The sequence below is a fragment of the Starkeya nomas genome (genome assembly GCF_902703545.1).
GTDB lineage: Bacteria > Pseudomonadota > Alphaproteobacteria > Rhizobiales > Xanthobacteraceae > Ancylobacter > Ancylobacter moscoviensis.
Genome location: NZ_CACSAS010000001.1, coordinates 1,654,792 through 1,676,609 on the forward strand (window position 1 = coordinate 1,654,792; position 21,818 = coordinate 1,676,609).

Genomic DNA, 21,818 nt, shown 5'->3' on the forward strand with positions numbered 1-21,818 from the left:
GTCCATGCCCGGCGTCGCCAACACATGGGCGCGGTCTACGGTCATGCCCTGCGCCTTGTGGATCGTGGCGGCATAGCCGTGGTCGATCTTGTTGTAGTCCTTCAGGTCGAACGCGACATTGCGCCCGTCGTCGGTGCGGACGGTCATGCTCTGGGCGCCGACCTGCTCGACGGTGCCGAGCGTGCCGTTCTTCACGCCAAGGCCGCGCTCGTTTTGCAGGAACATGACGCGATCGCCGGGCGCGAAGGTCCGCACACCGCGTTCGGCGGCGACATGCACATCCGCGCCAAGTTCACCTGCATCACGCATTTTCTGGCGGGCGGCCTCATTGAGCGCGCGCACGTCGTCGTTGGTGTGGGTGAGGATGATGCGGCTCTTGTCGGGCGATTCCTGCCGGTCGCGGTCCCAGCGGCCGATCAGATCGTCGCGCGCCTGCTCGCGTGACTCGGCCTCATGGACCATACCATGCTTGTCGTAGGCGTGGATCGCATCGCCGGTTCGGCTGGTCGCCAGGTCACGGGTGGCGTCGCGCTGCCAGTCCTCGCGCTGGCGGCGCACCTCGCCGATCTCCGCCCCGCCATGGCGCTCGTGGATCGAACGGAACGCCGCGCCCGCCTCGATGGACTGCAACTGCTGCGGATCGCCGACCAGCACCACCTTGGCCCCGGCCTCGGCGGCATGGGATAGCACGCGCTCCAACTGCCGCGTGCCGACCATGCCCGCCTCGTCGATGACAAGCACATCGCGCGCGGCCAGCACATCGCGGCCCTGCGCCCAACCATGTTCCATGCTGGCGATGGTACGGGACGTTATGCCCGATCCGCCTTCGAGATTTTCCGCGGCGATGCCGGACAGCGCCACGCCCCGGACCTCGTAGCCCGCCGCCTCCCAAGCCTCGCGCGCCACCCCCAGCATCGCGCTCTTTCCCGTCCCGGCATAGCCGACGACGACACCCAGGCCGCGCCCGTCCGTGACATGCGCCAGCGCCTCGGCCTGCTCGCCGGACAAGACAAGGCCGCGCGTTTCCGCACGCGCCAGCGCCACCTCACGATCCCTGTCGTTGACCTCATGGCGTTCCCGTTCGGCCATCAGTTCGGCCGCGCGGTGTAAGCGCTGTTCGGTCTCGCTCATCTCGCGGGTGGTGAAGCGATCCTGCCCAAGTCCGTCCTTGCCGAGTTCGACAAGATCGGGCGCGTTGCGCATCGCGCCCATCACCGCGTTGAACTGGTCGATCCCGTCGCTGTGCCGGTGCGCGAACATCGCCATGTCACGCCGGGTGAAGGTCGATTGCTGCTGCGTGATCGCGTCGAGAGCGGTGGAAGGATCGGCGACGATCCGCGCGCCATTCTCGCGGGCAATGCGCCGGTGATCCTCGGCGCGGTCGGCCTCAAGCCCGGCGGCTTCCATGCGCTGCGCGGGTGCGCCGATCTTCGTCTGCGGCTCAAGGTCGATGCCCTGTGCCTCAAGGCTGCGGTGGTCGATCCGCGCGTCTATGTCGAGTTCCGCCAGCCGCTCGTTGACGTGATCGGCCCAGCGTTCGCGCCAACGCTCGACCAAATCCGTGCGGTTCCACTCCCGCACCTTCGGGCCGAAGCCGTCCGCGTCCACCGACCGCATGGTGAGCATGACATGGGCATGGGGCTTGGGCAGTCCGTCCGCCCCGGTGTCCCAATGCACATTGAGATCGGCGATCATGCCCTCATCGACAAACTCGGACTGCACGAAGTCGCGGGCCAGTTCGACGCCCTGCGTCTGTGTCATCTCGCGCGGAATGGCGAACTCCACCTCGCGGCAAAGCTGTGCGTCCTTTCTTTTCTCGAAGGCTTCAACATCATTCCAGAGCCGTTCGCGGTCGTTCCATTGCTCTGGGGCGTTTTCCGGCAACATCACCTCGGAATGGACGACGCCCGGCTTGTTGGAGAAGTCGTGGTCACGGCCCAGCCGGTCATCGCGCAGCCGGGAGGCCGAGCGCGGCACTCGGCAACATGGCGCCGGTCGAGTTCGCAATGAAATCCACGCTGGAAAAACAGGCCGCATGAGGCCACAAACGAAACCCAGGACTCTACCATAGACCGGAGGAGATTAGGGTCTCAGGTCAAACTCAAGAACCGGGCTTCAAAGCGCTGGGTTCCCATACACAGCCAACTCATCGCTTTGGGGCTCCTCGACTACATCGAGCAGTTGCGGAAGAGAGGACATGATCGCCTGTTCCCTACCTTCAATAGGGACGTAAAGAACGGCTACGGGCGCACTCTCGGGCGATGGTTCAATGACCGCTTCCTACCGAAGCTAGGGTTGAAGACAACCAAGTTGAGCTTCCACAGCCTCCGGCATACGGCCGTCACGACCATGATGCATGCCGATATTGAGGAACCTATCGTCCAATCGGTGGTCGGGCATACCAAGAGCGGCGTCACGCAGCAGTACTACTTCAAGGCGGGATACACGCTTGCACAACTTAGCGAGGCTGTAGAAACGATACGGTTCGAGTAGTTAAATTAACGACCACAACCCCAAGACCGCACAAGTACAGCATAAGGCGTCATCGAATTAACCAACGAAGAACAACTTCGACCTTTGCGAGATAGGAGAAGCGCGTATCTCACGAAGCTACATGCACCGGCCATAGCTAACGCGCAGTTACGCGTTACCCTCTTCGCGAACACGTAGAGCGGCTAGACGCGGAATAGCCTCCGAAGCCATAGCTACGAAACGCGAATCTCGCTCGACACCTATGCTCGGGTAGCCCACTGCACACGCTGCGGCCAAAGTCGAACCCGAACCCGCAAACGGGTCCAAAACAATCCCCTCACCCAACGGCAACGATGCGCGTACTATCTGACGCATTATGGCCTGAGGTTTAAGGGATGGATGAGGCGCAATCCGACGCTCACTTACCGGCGTCGGCCCCGATCTTATCACGTCACCGAAAGGTCGTTCCTTGGAAATCCTTCGAAAGCCACCAGTGCCCCATTTTCGGAGATTATCCTGCACCCGCCCCTCTAGAGGCGTCCTCAGCACGACCCACGGCTCCCACATGGAGCGAGGCATGACAGAAACGTCTGCAAATTCTTCGTGGGCGTTCTTAGGTCGATCACCTCCCCGCATCGTCATCACAAGACGAGCTATATATCCTCGGAGCTCTAGGCCGCCCTCGACCATAGCAGCAGCCACAATGTGTGCCAGCAGGGGGTTCGACGCCACTATGACGTTAGCGCCAGGCACAGCCGCCCGCCTGAGCAAAGCGCCCAACCTTTGGAAAAAATGCCGAAGCTCGTCATGATCACGCTGGCGTAGCACTGTAAAGCGAGGGAGGGGCGCTCTTCTGTGACCATCGAATGAGGGCGGAACACGCCATATTCCGCCACGCCCTTCTAGCAGCTTGACCTGCTCTTCAGATGAGTACTCGATCAAACCGTAAGGTGGATCCGTAACGACGGCATGCACGGACTGCTCTGGTTGCCGCTCCAACCATTCAAAACAATCTGCCTGATAGAGGCGAGCCAAATTATCGATGAAAACTGGCACTTCGCCAATTGTGGGGACCTCAGCAGATGATCCTGCCCGCCCGGCTTTACGTGCCATCAGTCATCCCCTCTGAGCCGGTACCTTCCCCGGGCGACACGTTCGAAAAGCCGAGGCTCATTAAGGTTGAGGTACGAGCGAACCGATGAGGGCGGTACATCGCCAAGCCGCTTGGATACAGCTTCGTAAATTTCGGTCACGGTCGCCGCATCATTAACAGTCCTGAGATGCCCTACAATGGCATCCCGCACGACACCCGGAGGATGCATGATCCGCTCCACTTCTTACCCAGCTACATGAATGCCCTATAGACGTCTCGACGTCAAAGGCTGTCATTGGGCCTTTTTCGTAGGCGGCTTTAGCCCGTCGGTTGCGTACTCTTCACCTGAAACGGGCGCAGTGCGCGACGCGGCATCGAGTTTATAGATGCAGCCAGCATGAAGCTTCTTGATACCTTCACGATGAAGGGTGGCTGTGCGGGTCCCGAGTGCGCCTCGGGCATTGTGCCGGAAATCTGCTTCCTCTACCTGAGCTATATAAACCTCAGTGAAGCGCATAGGATCGCGCTGCGAAGCGGGCTCTGTGGAATTGTCCACGACGTACACGAAAACGCACATCCATTGTGAGCGCGCCCCGTGGGTGTCGACAGCACCACCGGCCTTACGTGTACTCTTAACCTCGACGCCATCAGAACCCGACGCGACTGCATCAGCCGCATATCGCCCCCGTACAATCAAATCAGGATGACCATTGAAATGCCGGTTCTCCACGAGCGATCTTGAGAACTTAGCGAGTGAGGCTGTGATCATGTCCGATATCATCCCACTCATCGCCGCCGGCCGAAGCATATCATCCAGCCTATGAAGCCCCTTATCAGACAACAGCTTGTTCACATCGCAAAAGAAGTCATAAACATCCTGCATCGCATGACTGAAATCACTCAGTCGCAACTCGAAAGGTAGCGGGACATCTTTCCGAAACGCACTATCTTGAACGGTAGCCTTCTTTGCCATCGACTCGCCCCCTGACCAATTAGGGTAGAGTGAGACCATCTTGATTCTCAAGGTGCCCGTATCGTTTTGATTGGCAGAAAGAGCCCCCAACACGCTAAGAGGTTCCATGCCTGAGACGACGAGCGGGCGTTAGGGGCTCATCCAAGGCGCGCAGAGCCGCTATGCCGGCCCGCTGAGTTTTCTGTTGGACCCCTCAGATTGCAGATGCGCAGTCGCAGCCATGAAACAACATCCGTACATCCCTAACTGCCGTCTGCCTTGATGCCCCTCGCATTGACACTCGCTGGCTAACGCGGGACATAAGATGCGGAGCCGTACGTGCGGCTCCGGGGCGTAGTAACCCCTACAGCTAGGTGTGCGTGCTGCCAAATCAGCACCACTCTTCGACCTTTATGGTCGGGGAGCCTGCGGCGTATGTCCAGGTTCTCCGAACTAAAGGCCGTAGGGCCGTGCTGTACGGTTACTAACTCCCCGATCACCAGAGGATCGAAGGGCAATTTGCGGGGACGTACCGCACCTACAGCCCTTCTCCACGGGGGCTGTCCAGTTGGAAACCATCCTCATCATCGGGCTAATCGCCTTTGGCGGTTACAAGCTGCTGAAGTTCAATACGGCTGCGGGTATGGAGGCGGTTCGCGCCTTCAGTTACCTCGAAATCCTGCAAAAAGGCGGCTCTGTTGATGACGCCAATGCGATCACCGACAAATTCCTGAGCGATCTATCGTCAGAGACTGCCAGCAAGGTGATCGCCCTTGCCAAGTTCGAATATGAGCAGGTTCACCAAGGCAAGAAGCTCGCTCTGGTCGGCTACGCATATCGGCAAGGTCTGAGGCCGAATATGCCGAACTGGTACGCCTCATTTGTGCGCAGGGCGCCCTCAACTGCGACCATCGAGCTCAGTTACCGTGCGCCTCAGGTTGCCTCTGGCAGTCCCGTGGCCACGCCCGCTGGTGCAGACAGCGACGCCGGGTTCAATGCCTTCTATGAGACGTTTGCGAATGAGGTGCAGCGCATCTGGGGCGAGTCTTCGGGCAACTTCCGCATCGTGGACATGATGGAAGACGAGCCTTTTCGCCGCGCTCATCGGGATGGAATAGACCCTCTCGTCCTGGCTGTTGAACAGTGCGAGCAGATGGGAAAGATCGAACGGTTTCCCAACTACCAAGGCTATCGCGATGCGCTCGGCATTGAACTGACGCGCGTATGTGCCGACCCCGACCGGGCTGCCACCTTGGCGGCGCAGATCGATCCAGCTTGGCTGAGGGATAAGTTCACCAGCGGCATCCACCCTCGTCGTGTCGCGGTGGCTTGCTGCGAAGCAGCGGCAGCATAGATCGACGTTGTCGAGGTGCGGATTGCCGCTGCTGTTTGCACGGGCGCATGCTGCGTGATGTTGATCAGCTGCATGGCGCGGAATGCGGAAGACCCGTCGTATTCCCGATGCGGAAAAGACGTGCGCAGAAACTGCGTCATCGATGGCGATACGCTGAGGGTGCAAGGCATCGTCATCCGCATTGCCGATATAGATACGCCAGAGATCAGCCGCCCCGGCTGCACCGAGGAAAAGCGGCTGGGAGAGCAAGCGACGGCACGGCTCATTGAGCTGCTGAAAGCGGGTCGCTTTGGTTTGATCGCATGGAAGCGCCGTGACGAAGACCGTTACGGCCGCAAGCTCCGGGTGTTGATGCGAGACGGCCGCTCGCTTGGGAGCATTCTCATATCCGAGGGGCTGGCGCGGCCGTGGACAGGCAAGCGACAGCCATGGTGCAGCTTCACGCCCCGGACGACGAACGGGCCTTCAGAGGCTTCCTAGGCGCCCAGAGCCCCCACGTCTCCAAAGCCTTTATCTGTTCAGCCGGATGGTCCTTGATCCGGTAAATGGTCTGCCGAGTGACACCCGTTAGCTTGGCTATCTCGCTCGCGCCAGTATCCTGCGCCAGCAGTTCACATACGCGTTCAAACTGCTCACGGTCAAAGCCGGGCTTGCGGCCTCGGTACTTGATAGCGCCCTCCGTAGCCTTGGCATGAGCGATGCCGGCCTTTTGGGCTTCCTTGGTAGCCTCCGCTTGCGCCTGCGCTGTCGCAGCCATGAAGGCAATCAAGGCATCCCGCACCGCCATCTGCACGGGATCATTTGTAGCGCCATCAAACGTCAGGCCGTTGATGATGGTCTTGATCACCACTCCCCGCCGCATGAACTCGCGGATGGTGTCCGTCACATCGGCATAGTTCCTGCCGAGCCGGTCAACCCATCGCACGACGAGAGTGTCACCGGACCGCAGGATACGGAACAAATGGCGCCCCTCTGCGCGCTCTCTAAGCGGGACAGAAACTCCGGACACCCCTTCATCAGCTATGACCATATCGAACTTGAAGCCGGCCGATTCAGCCTGCGTCTGTTGATGAGCGAGTGTCTGATCTGCGGTGGAGACACGGGCATAGAGGATAACGGACATAAGCGCCTCGACTGTCCATAAGGATCATGTCCACTCAATTGCATGTCCGTTGATTAATATCAACCCCAGTGGACAGCCCCATTTGCCATATCTGTACCGACCGTTAGGGCATACCCATACGTACATATCGATCAGCACATAGCATGAGTATCTGCCGAAGCGGCGATGCCTCTATCTTCCCAGCCGCCAAAGCTCTTATAGATATTTCCAGAACGAGACAACAGTATCTATCTATTATACATAAGATATGCATATAATAATCAGCATTATTATAACATTGTCTAGAGACTGCATGAGTTTGTGTGTATCTACTCTTTTGCTCCACTGAAAGACCGATACCAAATTGCGTCGTCACTCCATCCGCAGATGGCTGACGCAGTCCGGCATCGTCCAGCGAGACGACATTGTCTGTCGACTGCATTGAGCTGTGTTGTAGAGCTACCCTTTTGTTCCACTTACGAAGGACCAAGGCCCTATCAGCACTCCGGCGAGCGCACAGCAGCATCGCCCTCCGTTCTGCACACGAGGGAGTGAGGATGGCCTACTGCTCCGAACGGAACAGCGCTGAGGCTAAGGCAGAGCGGCCTATGTCAGGCCCAGCAGCGTTCAAATCACCGCAGGAACCGCCCCGTACGGGGGGAACAGCTGCGCTTGACCATGTAAGATACCCGCACCCAAAAATTCGCCAGATTTTCAGTCCGGCCTATCGTGCGGCATTCCAAGGCGCGGCTCTGTTGCTCGGCACTGCACATCCGTTTCCGATGCGGCTCACTGCCGAGAACATGGCCCAGAGCGAAGAAGCCACCTGCCATCGGCTGCCCGTGCCGGATTAGCTGGCGCAGGTTGGGCATAGCGCGGACCCCAAGCCCCAAGAATCGCCGCTGACGGCCATTCAGCTGCCGATCCGAGGCAACCTGCCTGCCGAGCAGACAGCCAGCCCACGGCCATTTATGCCGATCCGGCCGGAAAGGGCTGAAACCCGGAGATGCCGGCGACCGATATCAGCCTCCTTCCGTACTCTGCCTCTGCGTGGCCCTTGCCGTAGCTCTCCAAATCAGGCCTAATCTGCGCTCACGGAAGTGAGACATAATCATCACCTTCCATCGCAGATAGTGCTTCGTAGTCAATGACTTAGCGGATCGGCGGGCCGCCCTGCATCGCCCACCATCATCGCTCCCCACGATACCGGACGACTTCGCCGGCGCGTGCCCCTTCGCAGCGTGCGATTGTGTGGACGGCTGTCCACATCCGTGCCAGCGTGCCTTCACGCGCCCGGCCGGGCGCCCCATGCTCGGCACGCATGTGCAATCTCTACAGCCACACTTCGAACGTCCAGGGAATCGCCGACCTGGTCGGCACGCTGAACAATCTCGCCGGCAACCTGCCGGCGCAGACCGGCATCTTCCCGGACCAGCCGGCCCCCATCGTCCGCACGGCGCCGGACGGGACGCGCGAACTGGCGCTGGCCCGCTGGGGCATGCCCTCGCCGCCGCATCTGGCCGGCCCGCCGGTGACGAACATCCGCAACCTCGCCTCCCCGCATTGGCGGACGTGGAGCGGACCGGCGCATCGCTGTCTCGTGCCCTTCACCAGCTTTAGCGAATACGCGCCGGAGCCGAATCCACGCACCGGACGCAAGGACGTGGTCTGGTTCGCCCTGTCGGACGAACGCCCGCTCGCCTTCTTCGCCGGCCTTTGGACACGCTGGACCGGCCGGCGCGGCACGAAGGCCGATCCGGTGGACGGTGAGCACGAGCTGTTCGGCTTCCTGACCTGCGAGCCCAACGCCGTCGTCGCGCCGATCCACCCCAAGGCGATGCCGGTCATCCTGACCACAAGGGAGGAGCGGGAGGTCTGGCTGCACGCGCCGTGGAGCGAGGCCGGCGCCCTCCAGCGCCCCTTGCCGGAGGCGCTTCTGACGGTCATTTCGCGGGGCGGCGCGAAGGAGGACCCGCCGCCGCTTCCTATGGCCGGCGAGCAACACCCCGGCGCAAACTGGACGCAGGGAAGCCTGTTCTAGCCATCCGGCATGCCGTGCGCGGCCTCCATCGGCGATAATGACCGACCTTTTCGCGTGAAAGAGCCAGCCGCCGCCGTGCATCACCATCTGCGTTACCGCGCCCATATCGACGGACTGCGCGCCGTCGCCGTCCTCGGCGTCGTGCTGTTCCATTTCGGGGCGAACTGGCTACCGGGCGGGTTCGTCGGCGTCGACGTGTTCTTCGTCATCTCCGGCTTCCTGATCTCCAAGTCGATCTACGCCGACACCGCCGACGGCAGCTTCTCGATCTTCAGCTTCTACGAGCGGCGCATGCGGCGCATCGTGCCGGCCTTCGTCGCGGTCTCGGCGGTGACCAGCGCCATCGCGCTGTTCGTCCTGCTACCGAACCAGCTCCTGTCCTATGCGCGCTCGCTGATCTGGTCGGTGCTCGCCTTCGGCAATGTCTACTTCTACCGGCGAGCGGACTATTTCGGCTCATCGGCGGAGGAGATGCCGCTGCTGCACTACTGGTCGCTGGGCGTGGAGGAACAGTTCTATTTCCTCTTCCCGGCGCTCATCCTCGTCTGCCGGCGCTTCTGGCCGAAGGCGCTGCCCTGGGCCGTGCTGGCGATCCTCGTCGCCTCGCTCGTCGCCTGCGAGATGGTGCGCCAGACCAACCCGGCGGCGGCGTTCTACCTGCTGCCCTTCCGCGCCTTCGAACTGCTGATCGGCGCGGCACTCGCCCTGCCCGGCATGCGCTTTTCCGGCAACCGCCACATTGGCGGGGCGGCTATCCTCGCCGGCGCGGGACTCATCCTCTACGGCATGCTGACGATCACCTCGGCCTCGCCCTTTCCGGGGCGGCTGGCGTTGATTCCCTGCCTCGGCGCGGCGCTCGTGCTGTGGGGCGGCGAACGCACCGAGAGCCTGCCGGCGCGGCTGCTCGGCGTGGCACCGATGCGCTTCTTCGGCGCCATCTCCTACTCGCTCTATCTGGTCCATTGGCCCATCGTGGTCTTCGCTCGCCAGCTCTGGCCGGACATGGATGCGCACCTGTTCCTGATCGGCGGCGTCGCGCTCTCCACGCTGCTCGGCTGGCTGTCCTGGCGCTTCGTCGAGCAGCCGGTGCGGCTGAACCGGGTCGCCTTTCCGCGTCGCATCGTCTTCGGCGCCACGGCGGCCGGAATCGCGGTGCTGCTGGGATTCGGCACGCTCACCACCAGCACGAGGGGCTTCCCGGGCCGCATGGATCCCGAGATCCAGCGCGTGCTGGCCTACACCAACTACGCCTTCAAGCCGGTGGTGCGGGACGGCCTGTGCTTCGTCCGGCAGGGGCAGAGCCCGGCCGACATCAAGCCGGAATGCCTGCCCACCGGTTCACCGCGCATCGTGCTCTGGGGCAGCAGCCATGTCGCCCAGTTCAGCGGCGCCCTGCTGCCGATGGCCAAGGAGCACGGCTACGCGCTGGGGCAGATCACCGGCGCGGCCTGCCTGCCGCTGCTCGACTTCACCAACCCGCACTCGCCGGTTTGCGACAGCCTGAACAAGTTCGCCTTCGAATGGCTGCTGACCCACAAGCCCGAGATCGTGGTCCTGGGCGGCGATGCCTTCGTCTCGCCCGAGCATCTGGCCGACCTCGACCGCGCCATCGCCCGCCTCAACGCGGCCGGCATCAAGGTGGTCGTGCTCGGCCCGGTGCCGAAGTACAAGCGGCCGGTGCCGGAAATCCTCGCGCTGCGCCTGCACCGGCAGAACGCCGATACCGGGACCGCCGACGACATGGACGAGGTGACCTACCGCTCGGACCGCCTGCTGACCGAGCACTTCGCCAACAATCCCTCAGTGCTCTACGTCTCGATCCTGCAGAACATGTGCCCCGAGATGAACTGCCAGCTCTCCATCGACGGCGAGCCGCTGGAATTCGACGCCACGCACTTCACCAGCAAGGGCGTGGCGTATTACGGCACGCGGCTCGGCAACCTCATCTTCGGCTCGCAGCACGCCACTACAGCGGCCGAGACCGCCGCGCCCTGAGAACGTGCCGCGCCTTCCCAGCGGCTGCCCGCACATGGCTGTTGCCGTCATGCCATAGAGACGCCACAATCGGCGAACTCACGGCATCGTCAGGCTGCCATTCGTCAAATACGGCGCATATTTAGGCGCCTGCGGGTGTCGGTGGTGGTGCTGGCGGGTCTCGCGGCGGCCCGTCGGGAAACGCCGGGGGCGTATCATCGATCGTATGGGGCTTGCGATGCGACTGAAGACGATGGCGGCCATGGTGCTCGCCGGAGTGACCCTGGCGGCAACAGTGCCGGCCATGGCACAGAGCGCGACGAATGCCGCGCCTTCCTTTTTCAACCTCTTTGCGCGCCCGTCGAATCTCGGCAACGGACCGGTCAAGGGCGGCAACTCGGCGCTCCGCCGGCAGGTCGTGTCCTATAACGGCAAATACGCGCCGGGCACCATTATCGTGAACACGGGTGAGCGCCGCCTCTATCTGGTCCAGGGCGGCGGCACCGCGCTGAAATACGGCATCGGCGTCGGCCGCGACGGCTTCCGCTGGTCGGGCGTGAAGACCGTGACCCGCAAGGCCGAGTGGCCGGGCTGGACCCCGCCGCCGCAGATGCTGAAGCGCCGCCCCGACCTGCCGCGCTACATGCCCGGCGGCATCGACAACCCTCTCGGCGCCCGCGCGCTCTATCTCGGCTCGTCGCTCTACCGCATCCACGGCTCCAACGAGCCGGAGACCATCGGTCAGGCGGTCTCCTCCGGCTGCTTCCGCATGACCAATGACGACGTCGCCGATCTCTATGATCGCGTGCGCGTCGGCACCAAGGTCGTCGTGCTGAACTGAGCGCGCCCGATATCGCCCCGGAGCGGCCTGTGCGCCGCCCGGGGTCTTCTCGCGTCAGTGCCGGCGCACGGTGCCGGCCGCGTCGCGCGAGAGGTTCTTGGACGCCAGCTCCTGCAGATAGCGCGTCCACAGCTCGTCCTGCTCGCGGCCGAGCCGGTGCAGGATCTCCCACGTGTAGATACCCGTCGAATGCTGGTCGTCGAAGATCAGGCGCACGGCATAATTGCCGACGGGAATGGCCTCATCGATCCGCACCTCGCGCTTGCCGGCAACGAGCTGACGGTCGGCCGGCGAATGGCCCTGCACTTCGGCGGAGGGGCTCTCGACCCGCAGATACTCCGCCGGCAGGATGAAGCTGGTGCCGTCGTCGAAAGCGATGGTCAGCGCGCGCCGGTCCTTGTGGATCCTGATCTCGGTCGGCCAGGCATTGCTCGGGCTGTGGGTCGAGGCGTCGGTCACGGTCTTCCCCTTCTCTCGTTGGCACTCCACATAGAGATGCGGCGGACGTTCGCCAAGCCGTTCGCCGGAGGTCTGATCCGCCGGCGCGCATTTGTCGGAACGCACGTCACGAATGGTTTAGGCAATCGCCCGATAGGCGTCTGCGCCTTGGCATGGGGATGCCCAATCATTAGAAATATCCTGAATAGGTAGCGCCGGACCCATCGGCGTCTCGGGAGCGCGGACGTGATCAGCGACGAAACCGTCATCGACCGGATACAGCGGGAAACCCCGCGGGCGCCGCTCGTCGACACGTTCGGCCGCGCGGTCACCTATCTACGCGTCTCCGTCACCGACCGCTGTGATTTCCGCTGCGTCTACTGCATGGCGGAGCACATGACCTTCCTGCCGAAGCCGGAGCTGCTGACGCTGGAAGAGCTCGACCGGCTGTGCTCGGCCTTCGTCGCCCGCGGCGTGAAGAAGCTGCGCCTCACCGGCGGCGAGCCGCTGGTGCGCCGCGACGTGATGACCCTGTTCCGCTCCCTCGGCCGGCATCTCGATTCCGGTGCGCTGGAGGAACTGACGCTGACCACCAACGGCTCGCAGCTCGCCCGCTTCGCGCGGGAGCTGGCCGATTGCGGCGTGAAGCGCATCAACGTCTCGCTCGACACGCTCGACCCGCAGCGCTTCCGGGCGCTGACCCGCTGGGGCGATCTCGGCAAGGTGCTCGCCGGCATCGACGCCGCCCAGGCGGCCGGGCTGCACGTCAAGCTCAACGCCGTCGCCCTGCGCGGCGAGAATGAGGACGAGATTCCCTCGCTCATCGAATGGGCGCACGGGCGCGGCATGGATGTCTCGCTCATCGAGGTCATGCCGCTGGGCGAGACCGGCTCGGAGCGGGTCGACCAGTACCTGCCGCTTTCGACCGTCCGCTCCCGCCTCCAGCAGCACTGGACGCTCGAGGACATCCCGTTCCGCACCGGCGGCCCCGCCCGCTACGTCTCGATCCGCGAGACCGGCGGCCGGCTCGGCTTCATCACCCCGCTGACGCATAATTTCTGCGAAGGCTGCAATCGCGTGCGCGTCACCTGCACCGGTACGCTCTACATGTGCCTGGGCCAGGAGGATGCGGCGGACCTGCGCGCGCCCCTGCGCGCCTCCGAGAGCGACGAGAAGCTGCATGCCGCGCTCGACGACGCCATTTTCCGCAAGCCGAAGGGGCATGACTTCGTCATCGACCGTCCCGGCCGCGCGCCCGCCCTCCGCCGCCATATGAGCGTCACCGGCGGCTGATCGATCCCCCTTTCGGGACGCATGGCTGGCCAGCGCCTGCTCGTGTTGCTGCAACGCAACATAACGTGCATATGCTGTAGTGATTCCAGCTGCTAATCAGCAGTGTCCTGAGTCGCTCCAGAGCCTCTTCGAAAACACGAGTCCACCGATGCAGCTTCCGCTGTTGGCCCTTGCCATGGCCTCCTTCGGCATTGGCACCACCGAGTTCGTGATCATGGGCCTCCTGCCGGAGGTCGCCGCCGATCTCTCCGTCACGATTCCCGCCGCCGGCCTGCTGGTCACCGGCTACGCGCTCGGGGTGGTCATCGGTGCGCCCATCGTCGCCATCATCACCAACTCCCTGCCCCGCAAGGCGACGCTGATCGGCCTGTCGAGCATGTTCGTGGTCGGCAATTTCCTCTGCGCCGTCGCCCCGGACTACTGGTTCCTGATGGGCGCGCGCGTCGTCACGGCCTTCTGCCATGGCGCCTTCTTCGGTATCGGCGCCGTGGTGGCGGCCAATCTCGTGCCGCCGAACCAGCGCGCCAGCGCCATCGCGCTAATGTTCGCCGGGCTGACCCTCGCCAATGTGCTGGGCGTGCCGCTCGGAACCGCGCTCGGCCAGGCGCTGGGCTGGCGCTCGACCTTCTGGGCGGTGGTGCTGATCGGCATCCTCGCGGTGAGCGCCATCGCGATCTGGGTGCCGCGTGACATCCCGCATGCGGCCGGCAACATCATCCGCGAATTCGCGGTGCTGAAGCGCCCGCAGGTGCTGCTCACCATGATGATGAGCGTGCTCGCCTCGGCGAGCCTGTTCTCGGTCTTCACCTACATCGCGCCGCTGCTGCGCGACGTGACCGGCTTCGCGCCGCACACCGTCACCTATGTGCTGCTGCTGTTCGGCGTCGGCATCACCATCGGCAACCTGCTGGGTGGCCGGCTGGCCGACTGGCGGCTGATGCCCTCGCTCATGGCGAGCTTCGTCGGCCTCACCGTCGTGCTGGTGGCCTTCGTCTTCCTCAGCCCGTTCGCGGCGGCGGCCGTCGCCACCGTCTTCATCTGGGGCATCCTGGTCTTCGCCGTCGTGCCGCCGATCCAGATGCGCGTGGTGGACGCCGCCGTGGGCGCGCCCAACCTCGCCTCGACGCTCAACCAGGGCGCCTTCAACCTCGGCAACGCGGCGGGCGCCTGGATCGGAGGCGCGGCGATCACCGTCGGTATCGGCTATGCCGAGCTGCCCTGGGTCGGCGCGGCGCTGGCCGTGGGCGCGCTGGGCCTCTGCGTCGTCTCGCAGTCGCTCGAGCGGCGCGCCGGCGGCCTCGTCGAGGCGACGGGCGGCGCCTGCGAGGAATGCTAGGTCTCCGTCTTCCCGCCTGCTGCATACCGGATTAGGCGTCCTGCGGCCGCAACGGTCGTTATTCCGTCTTTATTCAGTGGCTTAAGAGCGCTCTCTCCTGCGGACGCCCCTTCCATGCATGCCCCCAACGCCAATCGTCGCGGCATCCTGCTGATGATCGCCGGCTCGTCGATCTTCGCGACCAACGACGCCTTCTCCAAGCTTGCGCTCCAGCACATCCCGCCCTCCGAGATCCTCGCCGTGCGCGGTATCATGGCGGCGCTGCTGCTGCTCGCCCTGCTCAGCTGGAAGGGCCAGCTCGCGGCAATACGCCATGCCATCGACGGCCGGGTCCTGATGCGCGCCGGCGCCGAGGCCTGCGTGGCGATGCTGTTCATCACCGCGATCACCGTCATGTCGATCGCCGATGCCACCGCCATCCTGCAGGTGGCCCCGCTCGCCACCATGGCGGCCGCCGTGCTCTTCTTCCGTGCCCATATCAGCTGGCGCTACTGGACGGCGGTGATCGTCGGCTTCGTCGGCGTGGGCATGATCGTGAAGCCAGGCACCTCGGCCTTCGACTCGATGGCACTGCTGCCCCTCGCGGTCGCCTTCCTCATCGCCTTCCGCGATTTCATCACCGGCCGCATCGGCGCGCATGTGCCGACCCTCGTCGTCACCTTCGCCACGGCGATGGTTGGCATGGGGTTCGGCTTCGCGGGCAGCACCGTGGAACAATGGAACCCGCTGGACCTCACCACCCTCGCCTATCTGTTCGGTGGCAGCCTGTCGCTGATCGGTGGCCACCTGCTGACCATCGCGGCGTTCCGTGGCACCGATCCATCGACCATCGCGCCGTTCCGCTACGCCGCCGTGGTGTGCTCGGTCGGGCTGAGCGCCGTGGTGTTCCACAACATGCCGGACCTCGTCTCGATCGCCGGCATGGCGCTTATCATGGCCGCCGGGCTCTACACCATGCACCACCACATGAGCGCGCCGAAGCCGGCGCCGCTGGCGTCCCGGGACGAGCCGCGCAAGGCCGCCTAGCGGCGTCGCCACGCCCCCGGACTCAGCCGCGCGTGCGGGCGCGGATCATGTAGCCGTCATAGGGATACTCGCCGACCTGCCACCACAGGTACTCCTCGTTGCGGAAGGCGAGCATCGAATCGTAGATCGTCTTGAAGTCCGCGTTCTTGGCGGAGATCTCGGCCATCAGCGCGGAGTTCTCGGCATAGGCGGCGTCCATCACCTCCTGCGGGAAGGCGCGGAGTTGCGCGCCGCCTGCCACCAGCCGGCGCAGCGCGCCCGGATTGCGGGCATCATACTTGGCCAGCATGTCCGCATTGGCATAGGCCGCCGCCGCCTCGAAGGCCGCCTTGTAGGGCTTGGGCAGCTCGTTCCATGCCTGAAGATTGGCGACGAAATGGATGGTCGGCCCACCTTCCCACCAGCCGGGATAGTAGTAATAGGGCGCCACCCGGTTGAAGCCGAGCTTCTCGTCGTCGACCGGGCCGACGAACTCGGCGGCGTCGATGGTGCCCTTCTCCAGCGCCGGATAGATGTCGCCGCCGGCGAGGTTCTGCGGCACCAGCCCGAGGCGCGCCAGCACCTGACCGGCGATGCCCGGCAGGCGCATCTTCAGCCCCTTGATGTCGGCGATGCCCTTGATTTCCTTACGGAACCAGCCGCCCATCTGCGCGCCCGTATTGCCACCGGCAAAGCCGATGACACCGCTCTTGGCGAGGAAGGCGTTCTGCAATTCCAGTCCGCCACCGTGATAAAGCCACGCGGTCTGCTGGCGGGCGTTGAGCCCGAACGGCATGGTGGTGAAGGGCGCGAAGGCCGGGTTCTTGCCGATGTAGTAGTAGAGCGCGGTCTGGGCGAGCTCGACGGTGCGGTTCTGCACCGCGTCGAAGGCCTGAAGGCCCGGCACGATCTCGCCCGGCGCGAAGACATCGATGGTGAAGCGCCCGTCGGTCGCCTCGCCCACATATTTCGCCAGCAGCAGCGAGGAGCCGTAGATGGTGTCGAGCGACTTCGGGTAGCTCGACGTCAGCCGCCAGCGGATCTGCGGGGCGGTCTGGGCGACGGCTGGCGCGGCGATGGCGCTCGCGGCGGCGGCGAGGCCGGCGCCCTTCAGCAGCCGGCGGCGGGAGGTCGGGGCCGAGACCGGCGTCGACATGGGCGTTTCCCTTTTCATTGGTCCGGTCGCCGCGTTCTCAGCCGCGGGAGCGGGCGCGGATCATGTAGCCGTCATAGGGGTACTCGCCGACCTGCCACCACAGGTACTCCTCGTTGCGGAAGGCTATCAGCGAATCCATGATCTTCTTGAACCCGGCATTCTTCGCGCCGATCTCGGCCACCAGCTCGTTCGAGGCGGCCCAGGCGGCGTCGAGGAAGCTCTGCGGGAAGGGCTTGAGCTGCGCGCCCGCCGCCACCAGCCGGCGCAGCGCCGCCGGGTTGTAGGCGTCGTACTTCGCCAGCATGTCGGCATTGGCATAAGCGACGGCCGCCTCGAAGATCGCCTGATAGGCCTTCGGCAGGTCGTTCCACTTGGCGCGGTTGACCACGACGTTCATGGTCGGCCCGCCGTCCCACCAGCCGGGATAGTAGTAATAGGGCGCGACCCGCACGAAGCCGAGCTTCTCGTCGTCATAGGGGCCCACCCACTCGCAGGCGTCGATGGTGCCCTTCTCCAGCGCGGCGTAGATGTCGCCCGGCGCGATCTGCTGCGGCACGACGCCGAGCTTGGCCACCACCTGTCCCGCGATGCCGCCGATGCGGAACTTCAGCCCCTTGAAGTCCGACAGCTCCTTCACCTCGCGGCGGAACCAGCCGCCCATCTGGGTGCCGGTGTTGCCGCCGAGAAAGCCGACAAGGTTGTATTTGGCGAGGAACTCATCCTGCAGCTCACGCCCGCCGCCATGGTAGAACCAGGCGTTCTGCTGACGGGCGTTGAGCCCGAAGGGCATGGTGGTGAAGCAGGCGAAGGACGGGTCCTTGCCGAGATAGTAGTAGAGCGGCGTCTGGGCGACCTCGACGGTGCCGTTCTGCACCGCGTCGAGCGCCTGCAGGCCCGGCACGATCTCGCCGGCCGCGTAGTTCTGGATCACGAAGCGGCCCTCGGTCGCCTCGCTCACATATTTCGACACCAGCTCGTTGGCGCCGAAGATCGCGTCCAGCACCTTCGGCACGCTGGAGGTGAGGCGCCAGCGCACCTGCGGCGCGTTCTGCGCGATGGCCGGCGCAGCGAGCCCGACGGTCGCCACGCCAGCGGCAAGGCCGGCACCGGCGGTACGGAGAACGTCGCGACGCCCGAGCGTCGCATCGGCGGATTGGCGTGAGGCCGGGATGCGTTTCATGGCGGCACTTCCTGTCACTTCGCACCGGCCGATGCAACCTCGCCGAAGGTTATGCGGCCGCCCCCTAAACGACGATGCCCGGGACCGGCCCGGGCATCGCGTTCGATCAGAAGGCGCTCCGCCTCACCCGCGCGGACGGGTACGGATCTGGAAGCTGTCGAAGGTGTATTCCGCCACCTGCCACCACAGGTTCTCCTCGTTGCGGAAGGCCTGCATGGTGTCGATGGCCTTCTTGAAATCCGGGTTCTTGGCGGAGATTTCCGCCCAGAGCTCGTTGGTCGCCTTCAGGCAGGCTTCCATGACTTCCGTGGGATAGGGGCGCAGCTGCGTGCCGTTCGCCACCAGCCGCTTGATGGCCGGCGGGTTCTGCACGTCGTAGCGCGCCTGCATGATGGTGTTGGCGTAGGTCGTGCCGGCGATCAGCGCCGCCTTGTAGGTCTTCGGCAGTTCCTCGAACTTGGCGAGGTTGGCGAAGGCGTGGATGGTCGGCCCGCCTTCCCACCAACCGGGGTAGTAGTAGAACTTCGCCACCTTGTAGAAGCCGAGCTTCTCGTCGTCATAGGGGCCGATCCACTCGGCGCCGTCGATGGTGCCCTTCTCCAGCGCCGGATAGATGTCGCCGCCGGCGATCTGCTGGGGCACCACGCCGAGCTTGGCCATGACCTGCCCGGCGATGCCGCCGATGCGCATCTTGAGGCCGTTCATGTCGGCGACGGTCTTGATCTCCTTGGCGAACCAGCCGCCCATCTGGGCACCGGTGTTGCCGCAGGGCAGGCCGTAGACGTTGTACTTCTTGTAGAACTCGTTGAAGAGCTCGTTGCCGCCGTTCTGGTAGAGCCAGGCGTTCTGCTGGCGGGCGTTGAGCCCGAACGGCACCGACGCCGCCACCGCGAAGGTCGGATCCTTGCCGACGAAATAGTACGAGACGGTGTGGCACATCTCGACCGTGTTGTTCTGCACGGCGTCGAGCACCTGAAGGCCGGGCACGATTTCGCCCGCCGCGAAGACCTGGATCTGGAACTTCCCGTCGGTCAGCTCCGAAACCATCTTCGACATCACCTCGGCACCGCCATAGATGGTGTCGAGCGACTTCGGGAAGCTGGAGGCGAGGCGCCAGCGGATTTCCGGGGCGGACTGGGCGATGGCGGGCATCGCAACGGCACTGGAGGCCGCGACGCCGGCACCGGCGGCGGCAAGAAACTGACGACGCTTCATAGGTGGTCTCTCCTGAAGGGAATTTCCTCACGGCGCGGTTGGCGCATTTGCGCGCTCCGCACACGAATTGCTTGTTTTCCTAGACGTACGTCAGGCTTTGGAACCGCGCAACTGGCGCCCGGGTGCGTCTTTTGGCCAAGGCTGGGAGCCTTGCCGGCAATGGTCAGGCGGCAACGGACCACAGACGGCGCGGGAACCACTTTCGGTTGTGCGGCCGCCCCATATGTTCTTGATTTGTTCTATTTCGCGGTTAACCTGCCCACATCGTTGCGGAGGCTCCCCGAATGAACGACAAGACCGCCCGTTTTCGGGCACTGCATGAAGGGCCCGGCGCATTCATTCTGCCTAATCCATGGGACGTCGGCACGGCCCGCATCCTCGCCGGCTCGGGCTTCCCGGCGCTCGCCACCACCAGCGCCGGCATGGCTTTCTCACGCGGCGTGCGCGATGGCGGCGCTACCCGGGCGGACGTGCTCGCCCATTGCGCGCTCATCGTCGGGGCAACGCCGCTGCCAGTCTCGGCCGATCTCGAAAACGGCTTCGGCGACAGCCCCGAGGTGGTTGCCGAGACCATTCGCGCCGCAGCCGCCATAGGGTTGGCGGGCGGCTCGATCGAGGATCACACCGGACGCGCCGATGCACCGATCTACGATCCGTTCCTTGCATTGGAGCGCATTCACGCCGCCGTGGAAGCCCGCCGCGGCCTGCCGGGCGATTTCGTCCTCACGGCGCGTGCCGAGAACTTTCTGTGGGGCCGGGCCGATCTCGACGACACGATCCGGCGGCTCCAGAGCTTCGAAGCGGCCGGAGCCGATGTGCTCTACGCTCCCGGCCTGCCCGATCTCGACGCCGTGCGGACCGTCTGTTCGTCCGTGTCCCGGCCGGTAAACGTCGTCATCGGCATCGGCGGGGTGCGCTTCACCCGGGACGAACTCGCCGCCGCCGGGGTCCGGCGCATCAGCATCGGCTCCAGCCTCGCTCGCCTCGCCTATGGCAGCGTCGCTCGCGCGGCGCAGACCATGCAGCGGGAGGGACGCTTCGACTTCACCGGCGACGCCATGGGCTTCGCGGAGATCGGAGCCTTCTTTCCTCCCGCCGAGGAACGGGACTGAACGCCCCTCACCCCTCCATCACGATGCGGGGAGCCGGCCGCGCCGCACCACGGCGACCGGCGAGCGCCTCGCGCACCGAATTGGCGATGTCGCGGTAGATCTGCGCCTCGTGGCTGTCCGGGCGCGTCGCAACGATCGGCAGGCCGGCGTCGGAGGTCTCGCGGATCGACAGGTGCAGCGGCACCTCGCCGAGGAAGGGCACATTGAAGCGCTGGGCTTCGTGCCGCGCACCGCCATGGCCGAAGATGTCGGAGCGGCCGCCGCAGTGCGGGCACAGGAAGTAGCTCATGTTCTCGACGATGCCGAGCACCGGCACGTTGACCTTCTCGAACATGGCGATGCCGCGCCGCGCGTCGATGAGCGCGAGGTCCTGCGGCGTCGAGACGATGACCGCGCCGGCCAACGGCACCTGCTGCGCCATGGTGAGCTGTGCGTCGCCGGTACCGGGCGGCATGTCGACGACGAGGATGTCGAGCGGCGCCCAGTTGACCTCCTTGAGCATCTGGCTGATCGCCGACATCACCATCGGCCCGCGCCAGATCATCGGCGTCTCCTCCTCCACGAGGAAGCCGATGGACATCACCTTGAGCCCGAAAGCCTGCATGGGTGTGATCATCCGGCCCTGCACCTCGGGCCGCCCCTTCAGGCCCATCAGGCGCGGCACGGACGGGCCGTAGATGTCGGCGTCGAGCAGGCCGACCTTGAGGCCGAAGGAGGAGAGGCCCAGTGCAAGATTGGCCGCCAGCGTCGACTTGCCGACGCCACCCTTGCCGGAAGCCACGGCGATGATCGCTCCGACGCCCGGCAGGCCCGGCGATTCCTTCTGCGGATCGGCGGGGGGCTGGGGATGGCCGTGGCCGGCATGAGAGTGCCCGGCATGGGAATGTCCCCCCTGCCCCGAGACGCGCACCGGCTGCGCGCCTCCGACAGAGGCGGAGCCCGCCTTGCGCTCGGCGGTCAGCGCCACCAGCGCCGAGGTCACGCCCGGCGTACCGCGCACGGTGCGCTCCACCGCCGCGCGCACCGGCTCCCAGGCCTGCGCCTCGGCCGCGTCGACGGTGATCGACATATAGACCTTGCCGTCCGAGACGAGGATTTCGGAGAGGGCCCCGGTCTGCGTGACCGGTCGCCCGTCCGGCGCGGAGACCTGCGCCAGCCTTGCCTTCACATCGTCTGCGGTCGCCATGTCACGCTCCTCCTGAATGACGTGGGCAGGTGAGACACCAGCTCGGCCACAGCGTCAACCCGTCCCGC

19 protein-coding genes are annotated in these 21,818 nt (G+C 64.6%); 10 read left to right on the forward strand and 9 right to left on the reverse strand.

Translation table 11 applies throughout. The features are described 5' to 3' along the window. Positions 1–1,977: Ti-type conjugative transfer relaxase TraA (traA, locus tag STARVERO_RS08040; RefSeq protein ID WP_244616650.1), on the reverse strand; the 1,977-nt coding region annotated here is incomplete at its 3' end. Between the two features lie 90 nt (positions 1,978–2,067). On the opposite strand from traA, the gene STARVERO_RS23825 reads away from it, so the two are divergent. Continuing rightward, the gene (locus tag STARVERO_RS23825; protein WP_159601663.1) at positions 2,068–2,493 is read left to right on the forward strand and encodes a tyrosine-type recombinase/integrase; all 426 of its coding nucleotides are present in this window, start codon (positions 2,068–2,070) and stop codon (positions 2,491–2,493) included. Between the two features lie 147 nt (positions 2,494–2,640). Here the strand turns inward: STARVERO_RS23825 and STARVERO_RS23830 are convergent, their stop codons facing one another. Both STARVERO_RS23830 and STARVERO_RS08055 read right to left on the reverse strand, forming a co-directional pair. Further along, positions 2,641–3,585, reverse strand: coding sequence for a DNA-methyltransferase (locus STARVERO_RS23830; RefSeq protein WP_159598469.1), 945 nt, complete (start codon positions 3,583–3,585; stop codon positions 2,641–2,643). A 272-nt stretch (positions 3,586–3,857) separates the two neighbouring features. Next, positions 3,858–4,538, reverse strand: a complete 681-nt coding sequence (locus STARVERO_RS08055) for a hypothetical protein (protein ID WP_200837729.1) — start codon at positions 4,536–4,538, stop codon at positions 3,858–3,860. A 547-nt stretch (positions 4,539–5,085) separates the two neighbouring features. On the opposite strand from STARVERO_RS08055, the gene STARVERO_RS08060 reads away from it, so the two are divergent. Continuing rightward, complete coding sequence (locus STARVERO_RS08060; protein WP_159598470.1) at positions 5,086–5,871, forward strand: hypothetical protein; 786 nt, start codon at positions 5,086–5,088, stop codon at positions 5,869–5,871. Positions 5,872–5,928: 57 nt separating this feature from the next. Next, positions 5,929–6,351, forward strand: a complete 423-nt coding sequence (locus STARVERO_RS08065; RefSeq protein ID WP_159601664.1) for a thermonuclease family protein — start codon at positions 5,929–5,931, stop codon at positions 6,349–6,351. Here the strand turns inward: STARVERO_RS08065 and STARVERO_RS08070 are convergent. Continuing rightward, positions 6,311–6,994 (reverse strand): recombinase family protein, encoded by a 684-nt coding sequence (locus tag STARVERO_RS08070; protein WP_159598471.1) that lies wholly within the window; start codon positions 6,992–6,994, stop codon positions 6,311–6,313. The two genes, STARVERO_RS08065 and STARVERO_RS08070, sit on opposite strands and share 41 nt — an antisense overlap. Positions 6,995–8,294: 1,300 nt before the next feature. On the opposite strand from STARVERO_RS08070, the gene STARVERO_RS08075 reads away from it, so the two are divergent. The 3 genes from STARVERO_RS08075 (at position 8,295) to STARVERO_RS08085 (ending at position 11,829) form a co-directional block, all read left to right on the forward strand. After that, positions 8,295–9,014 (forward strand): SOS response-associated peptidase, encoded by a 720-nt coding sequence (locus STARVERO_RS08075; RefSeq protein WP_159598472.1) that lies wholly within the window; start codon positions 8,295–8,297, stop codon positions 9,012–9,014. 54 nt (positions 9,015–9,068) lie between these two features. Beyond that, positions 9,069–11,009: an acyltransferase family protein gene (locus tag STARVERO_RS08080; RefSeq protein ID WP_244616652.1), complete on the forward strand. Its 1,941-nt coding sequence runs from the start codon at positions 9,069–9,071 to the stop codon at positions 11,007–11,009. A gap of 217 nt (positions 11,010–11,226) precedes the next feature. Beyond that, on the forward strand, positions 11,227–11,829 hold the full coding sequence (locus STARVERO_RS08085) for a L,D-transpeptidase (RefSeq protein ID WP_422802133.1): 603 nt from the start codon (positions 11,227–11,229) through the stop codon (positions 11,827–11,829). Between the two features lie 54 nt (positions 11,830–11,883). Here STARVERO_RS08085 and STARVERO_RS08090 read toward each other — a convergent pair whose 3' ends face one another. Next, entirely contained in the window at positions 11,884–12,288 is a 405-nt protein-coding gene (locus tag STARVERO_RS08090) for a gamma-butyrobetaine hydroxylase family protein (RefSeq protein ID WP_144342502.1), read from the reverse strand. Between the two features lie 228 nt (positions 12,289–12,516). Between STARVERO_RS08090 and moaA the strand changes: the two genes are divergently transcribed. The 3 genes from moaA (at position 12,517) to STARVERO_RS08105 (ending at position 15,922) form a co-directional block, all read left to right on the forward strand. Next, entirely contained in the window at positions 12,517–13,560 is a 1,044-nt protein-coding gene (moaA, locus tag STARVERO_RS08095; protein WP_422802173.1) for a GTP 3',8-cyclase MoaA, read from the forward strand. A 148-nt stretch (positions 13,561–13,708) separates the two neighbouring features. Beyond that, positions 13,709–14,896 carry an MFS transporter gene (locus tag STARVERO_RS08100; RefSeq protein ID WP_159598475.1) on the forward strand — a complete coding sequence of 396 codons (1,188 nt, stop codon included), beginning with the start codon at positions 13,709–13,711 and terminating at the stop codon, positions 14,894–14,896. Between the two features lie 114 nt (positions 14,897–15,010). After that, complete coding sequence (locus STARVERO_RS08105; protein WP_159598476.1) at positions 15,011–15,922, forward strand: DMT family transporter; 912 nt, start codon at positions 15,011–15,013, stop codon at positions 15,920–15,922. Between the two features lie 22 nt (positions 15,923–15,944). Here the strand turns inward: STARVERO_RS08105 and STARVERO_RS08110 are convergent, their stop codons facing one another. The 3 genes from STARVERO_RS08110 to STARVERO_RS08120 all read right to left on the reverse strand — a co-directional run bounded on the left by STARVERO_RS08110 (position 15,945) and on the right by STARVERO_RS08120 (position 19,452). Beyond that, entirely contained in the window at positions 15,945–17,057 is a 1,113-nt protein-coding gene (locus STARVERO_RS08110; RefSeq protein ID WP_159598477.1) for a TRAP transporter substrate-binding protein, read from the reverse strand. A gap of 37 nt (positions 17,058–17,094) precedes the next feature. Beyond that, positions 17,095–18,237, reverse strand: a complete 1,143-nt coding sequence (locus tag STARVERO_RS08115) for a TRAP transporter substrate-binding protein (protein WP_200837731.1) — start codon at positions 18,235–18,237, stop codon at positions 17,095–17,097. Between the two features lie 123 nt (positions 18,238–18,360). Continuing rightward, a complete protein-coding gene (locus STARVERO_RS08120) occupies positions 18,361–19,452 on the reverse strand; it encodes a TRAP transporter substrate-binding protein (RefSeq protein WP_144342497.1) in 1,092 nt (363 codons plus the stop codon). 284 nt (positions 19,453–19,736) lie between these two features. Here STARVERO_RS08120 and STARVERO_RS08125 point away from each other — a divergent pair, with 284 nt between their 5' ends. Next, positions 19,737–20,564, forward strand: coding sequence for an isocitrate lyase/PEP mutase family protein (locus tag STARVERO_RS08125; protein WP_159598478.1), 828 nt, complete (start codon positions 19,737–19,739; stop codon positions 20,562–20,564). Between the two features lie 7 nt (positions 20,565–20,571). Here the strand turns inward: STARVERO_RS08125 and apbC are convergent, their stop codons facing one another. Then, on the reverse strand, positions 20,572–21,750 hold the full coding sequence (gene apbC / locus STARVERO_RS08130) for an iron-sulfur cluster carrier protein ApbC (RefSeq protein WP_159598479.1): 1,179 nt from the start codon (positions 21,748–21,750) through the stop codon (positions 20,572–20,574). Between the last annotated feature and the right edge of the window lie 68 nt (positions 21,751–21,818).